Source organism: Acinetobacter sp. Lyrl_1, from assembly GCF_051948795.1.
In the GTDB taxonomy this organism is placed as follows: domain Bacteria; phylum Pseudomonadota; class Gammaproteobacteria; order Pseudomonadales; family Moraxellaceae; genus Acinetobacter; species Acinetobacter towneri.
In genome coordinates this window covers 1-5,001 of record NZ_JAYJLK010000074.1, presented here as the reverse complement: position 1 = coordinate 5,001, position 5,001 = coordinate 1, and the positions used below count along the sequence as shown (strand labels likewise).

Below are 5,001 nucleotides of genomic sequence, written 5' to 3'. Positions count from 1 at the left end.
GGATTCAATCAATAATTGAACCGCTCTATCTCTGATTTCAGGGGTGTATTTTACTTTTTTCATCGGGACATTCTCTCAAGAAAAGTGGTCTCCGACAAACCCGGTACGGTTCAATGTGCTGAAAAGGCTGCCGACGCATAAAGCGACCCAAATAGAAGAATTACTGCCACATCGCTGGAAATCCAACTCAAATTAAAAAATAGCCATGGGGTTCAGCGGACGCTTACGAATCAGGTGCGTCCCTGGGCGTTGGGACGCAAGAACTGGCTGTTTGCAGGTTCGCTGCGCAGTGGTCAGCGAGCGGCAAACATCATGACTTTAATCCAGTCAGCAAAGCTGAATGGCTTGGATCCGTATGCCTATTTAAGTGATGTGCTGAAAAGGTTACCGACACACAAAGTGACCCAAATTGAAGAATTGCTGCCGCACTGCTGGAAACCTAAATCGAATTAAAAAATAGGTATGGGATTCAGCGGACGCTTACGTTGGGACGTAAGAACTGGTTATTTGCTGGCTCGCTGCGCAGCGGTCAACGAGCTGCCAATATCATGACTTTAATCCAGTCAGCAAAGCTGAATGGGCTAGATCCGTATGCTTATTTAAGTGATGTGCTGAAAAGGTTGCCAACACATAAAGTGACCCAGATTGAAGAATTACTGCCACACCGCTGGAAACCCAACTCAAATTAAAAAATAGCTATGGGGTTCAGCGGACGCTTACGTTCAGCGAACGCTTACCTTGAAAATAAAAAAGTGCCTGATGAACTTCATCAGGCACTTAGATGAAATAAGTATTCACCTATTTCATCTATTTCAGGACTAAACCTCAGTATAATTAGATTATGAATTGATTATTATTAACCAACTCTGTAAGTGAAGTATCTACACCTCTCAAAACCAATATATCAGCAGATTGATACTGACTTCCTGTTCCATCACGGTCGATACTAATGGTTGTATCTGTACCGTCTGATGTAACACTTAAATAATCCGCTAGTGAAGCAGCACTACCATCACCAGCATAATCCACCAATAGATCGCTAATATCGATCATATCGGCTTCTGGATTTTCAGTATTGTCAACGATGAAATCAGTCCAAGTATCTGTACCGTTACCACCAGTTGCATCTCTTTCCTCACCATCAAGTACTTGGAAAACAGCTATATCGGAACCAATTCCACCAGTAATGGTATCGTTACCTGATTCACCAAATAGCAAATCATTACCATCTTGTCCATTTAGAATATCATTGCCTAATCCACCAAAGATGGCATCATTACCCGATCCAGCATTAACAGTATCTACCCCTGCACCTGCACGTATCCAGTCATCGTATGTACTACCTGTGATGGTATCTACACCGTCATAAGCATATATTCTTTGCCCTGTTAATTTACCAGAAGCATCAAGAGTATTATCTATGTTAGTACCTTCAATGATGAACTGATTAAAGTCACCCAGATCATTGATCAGATTGGCATCTAATAAACTACCCTCCAAATCAGTATCAACTTTACCATTTGTATCAGTAACAGTTACAGACATAGATTGCAGAACTTCAAGGCTGAGTGTACTACTTTCCAATAAAGTTCCGTTTTCATTTGTCAACTCAACTGTTGCTAATAACTCATTTAACTTCACATTATCTATAGGACCGCCATCTAATGCAGTCACAGTTAAAGTATAAGAGTACTCTAGCAGCGTAAGTGTTCCTTCAGTTGATGCATAGCTTAATTTTAAACCAAGTTCTTGAGCTAATCGCTGAGAAGCATCAATCGAAATTTTTGTCAGGCCAACTTCAATAAGAGGTCGATAGGTGATTTCAACTTTCTGAATGTTGTTTTCAGCATCATAAGCAGCATAGACTTGACGATCCAGATCAATTCCTAAAGCACCAAGTCCAACAAGCCCCAATAAGGCTCGATCAGCAAAAATCGCAACCGGATCTGTATTAATTGCAGGGTCTACCAAATCACTTTCTAGCTGTACAGCAATACTATCGAAAGAACCAGTTGACGTTGCTGTACCATCACTTTGTTTGGTCGCAACATCTGAATCATTATCAATTGCAGTAAAATCAATTGTTATAGACTCTTTTGTAGCTGGAGTTCCATACAGATTATCTACAATCAATTTACCCTTTGCCAATAACTCATTGATAATTTCTGCATCGGTACGTGTATTGGCTGAATAATTCACACCTTCCAGGATAATCTTTTGATCTATATTCGAACTGTCTTGAGCTGAATTATAACCACCAGTAAAGGCACCTGATGTACTGATCCATATTTCGGTTTGTCCAGCAACAGTTTCAAAATGCAGATAATTGGCTAAGTTACCCGCCAAATTGCCAATTTTACCTGCACCCGCTAGTAGAGCCGATAAATCCAGAACATCACCACCAATTGCTGCGCTAGCCTGATTAAAATCAGTAATTCTGTCAACAGCAGGTATAGTCGTGGTTCCTTGATCTCCATCTTCCCATACAAATACGTCTGTTCCGTCATTACCAGTTAAGGTGTCATTTCCTGATCCGCCATAAATCAGGTCATTGCCATTACCAGCAATGATCGTATCATTGCCAGTACCACCACGAATCAAATCATTTCCTGAACCGCCAGTAAGGTTATCATTACCCTCATAACCATAAATACGTTGGCTCGTCGTTGTGGATGATTTATCTATTGACTCATCTGCAGCAGTGCCCTCAGTGAGGAACCCTGTCGTATTCGAACCCAATAAATTTCCAAGTAAAGATACATTTGCGATATCGATACTTTGGGCCATATCAGTTTGTAATAAAGAATCAGTTACATTCAAGGTATATGTTGGTGCTAAGGACAGGCCTGCAACATCACCTAAAAATGCCTGATCTACAGTTATAGATGCCAACAGCTCATTAAAAGCTTGACTTGAAACTGGTTTAGATGGATCCAATAATTCAAATGTGATGGTTTGTCCGTAGACATAATCACCAGAACTATCAGGATTCGGCATAAAGGCTTGATCACCAATAATAATCTTTAAGCCAAGCTCTGCAGCCAATGATTGAGAAGCTTCTAATCTATAAGATGCCAGACCTAAAGTACTTAATAGAGCACCGACTGTTCCACCTAACAGATCGAGTACTTCATCAAGTCCTAAAGCACTTAATAGAGGACCTAAAGGTGATGCATTGACTAATGCAGCACCTAGGTTCGTGGTTAAACTTAAAGAGGTAGACGTAATATCATTATCTGCATCAGCAACAGTGAATTTTTGATTTGCAGTTAGATCAATCAAGCCTAAAGCATTTAAACCTACAGTTCCTAATAAGCCACCTTGATCAGCAATCATAGCTGTTGGAGCAACTTGATCTGGAGCTGGCCCTGTACTTACACCCGTACTCTCAACAGAATACTCGCCAGTTTGGAAATTAACTGTAATTACATCACCAAAGTAAGTAGTTAAATTTAATACACCATTCTCATAACTATAGCTGTCTGGATCGAATTGTGTCGTTGTGCCAGCAAAAGAAATCGAGTCTGTCACCGAATCGTAGGTATAAGTTACACCATTAATGGTAACTGTACTTAAACGACCACCATCAGCACCAAAAGTTTCTACCGCATTGCCAAAATAAATGGATGGAGTCGATCCAAAATCATAGCTTACATTTTCGGCAAGGACAGGGACATCATCCAAAATATCAATGCTTATAGTTTCTGATAATGGAATACCAGCTGCTTCCAAGCCAAAAGTAACATTCTGTAAATTACCTGAATGATCAATGCTATCTGATAAAGTAACAGCATAGTTCCAGACAATATTACCAAAAGAATCGAGCTTGCTATTTAAAGAAACCTTTAATACTTCATTATCTGGTGCAGTAGAGCCTATTAGGGTTTTTCCATCTGGGGATAACACCCAATTGATTGGCTCACCACCACTAGATAATGCTGCCACTGGTGCTACCAGATTAACATCGACATAAGACTCTGTAAGATGGCTACTTAATTTAACTGTTGACTGGCTGGTTAATAAACCTTCATCCATAACAGCAAAAATAAATCCATCTTCGCTATCTAATGTATCACCAGCACCCAAATTCCCTGCAAAATCAGAATAGGTATAATCAGCTACACTAATACTCGGAGCAGCAAGCCCATCTGGAGCAAAAGTAGCTGTCCAGGTCTGATTGTCTAAAGTCGTCACATTGCCAAGAGTTCCACCTACGACAACTACATCACTTCTTGTAAAACCTTGGACGATTTCACTAAAGCTAAAGGTGATCGTTGTACTTTCACCCAATGATAGAGCTGGGTCTGCTGCACTAATAACTAATGTTGGTGCCACCACATCAGCATCCCACGTTTGACTATCGCCCGTACCTTGGTTACCAGCAAGATCAGAATAGCTATTATCAGGCACACTAACACTTGGTAATGTATCAGTAGCATCCTTAGTAAAAATAGCTGTCCATACTGTTGCACTCACTTGCATAAAGCCAGAAAGACTTCCTCCTTCTACAGAAATATCACTTTCCAGGAAAGTTGCTGCATCAATTTCTTCATTAAAAGTGAATGTAACTAATGCTGTTTCACCCACACTTAATACACTACTGTTATTTGTTGTGATATCTAAAGTTGGTGGGACTAAATCAACAATGAAACCATCTATAATGTCCAAAGTATCCCCTACACCAGGGTTTCCAGAAACATCAGTATAACTACCAGAAGAAACACTAATACTAGGTGCATTAGTACCATTTTGAGTAAAAGTTGCTGTCCAAACAGTACCAGTTATATCTCCAACAAGACCACTTAAATTTCCGCCAGTGATAGTAATATCACTTATTGTAAAACCATTTACTGGTTCACTAAAAGTGAAAGTAATTTCGGTCATTTCTCCAGCAGATAATTGCAAATCTGCTGCACTAATATTAAGAGTCGGCGCAAGTGTATCTACCGTTAACGAACCGGTATCTGTACTGCTGTTCCCTGCAGGATCTGTCGCTGTGAC

The 5,001-nt window shown here is 40.2% G+C and carries 1 protein-coding gene and 2 pseudogenes; 2 read left to right on the top strand and 1 reads right to left on the bottom strand.

What is annotated here, in order from left to right:
- Positions 1-228 precede the first annotated feature (228 nt).
- Both VF675_RS13395 and VF675_RS13390 read left to right on the top strand, forming a co-directional pair.
- A pseudogene (locus VF675_RS13395) lies at positions 229-453 on the top strand (transposase domain-containing protein); the annotation flags it as partial.
- 20 nt (positions 454-473) lie between these two features.
- Positions 474-689, top strand: a pseudogene (locus VF675_RS13390) (transposase domain-containing protein); the annotation flags it as partial.
- Positions 690-834: 145 nt separating this feature from the next.
- Here VF675_RS13390 and VF675_RS13385 read toward each other — a convergent pair.
- Positions 835-5,001, bottom strand: a 4,167-nt coding sequence (locus VF675_RS13385; protein ID WP_440205359.1) for an Ig-like domain-containing protein, incomplete at its 5' end; no start/stop codon positions are given.